Source organism: Peptoniphilus sp. HMSC062D09 (assembly GCF_001811425.1).
In the GTDB taxonomy this organism is placed as follows: Bacteria; Bacillota; Clostridia; order Tissierellales; family Peptoniphilaceae; genus Peptoniphilus_A.
Genome location: NZ_KV804717.1, coordinates 1 through 872, shown reverse-complemented (window position 1 = coordinate 872; position 872 = coordinate 1). Strand labels below are relative to the sequence as shown.

Below are 872 nucleotides of genomic sequence, written 5' to 3'. Positions count from 1 at the left end.
ATGATCAAAACTCCGGTGGTCTAAGATGGACTCGCGTCCCATTAGCTAGTTGGTAGGGTAACGGCCTACCAAGGCGACGATGGGTAGCCGGCCTGAGAGGGTGAACGGCCACATTGGAACTGAGAAACGGTCCAAACTCCTACGGGAGGCAGCAGTGGGGAATATTGCACAATGGAGGGAACTCTGATGCAGCGACGCCGCGTGAACGAAGAAGGCTTTCGAGTCGTAAAGTTCTTTTATATGGGAAGATAATGACGGTACCATAAGAAAAAGCCCCGGCTAACTACGTGCCAGCAGCCGCGGTAATACGTAGGGGGCTAGCGTTGTCCGGAATCACTGGGCGTAAAGGGTTCGCAGGCGGAAATGCAAGTCAGGTGTAAAAGGCAGTAGCTTAACTACTGTAAGCATTTGAAACTGCATATCTTGAGAAGAGTAGAGGTAAGTGGAATTTTTAGTGTAGCGGTGAAATGCGTAGATATTAAAAAGAATACCGGTGGCGAAGGCGACTTACTGGGCTCATTCTGACGCTGAGGAACGAAAGCGTGGGTAGCAAACAGGATTAGATACCCTGGTAGTCCACGCTGTAAACGATGAGTGCTAGGTGTCGGCGTAAGTCGGTGCCGCAGTTAACACAATAAGCACTCCGCCTGGGGAGTACGTGCGCAAGCATGAAACTCAAAGGAATTGACGGGGACCCGCACAAGCAGCGGAGCATGTGGTTTAATTCGAAGCAACGCGAAGAACCTTACCAGGGCTTGACATACTGAGGACAAGTATAGAGATATACCGTCTTCTTCGGAAGCCTCAATACAGGTGGTGCATGGTTGTCGTCAGCTCGTGTCGTGAGATGTTGGGTTAAGTCCCGCAACGAG

The 872-nt window shown here is 50.8% G+C and carries 1 rRNA gene; it reads left to right on the top strand.

The features are described from left to right. Positions 1-872 (top strand): 16S ribosomal RNA (locus tag HMPREF2801_RS05525); the annotation flags it as partial.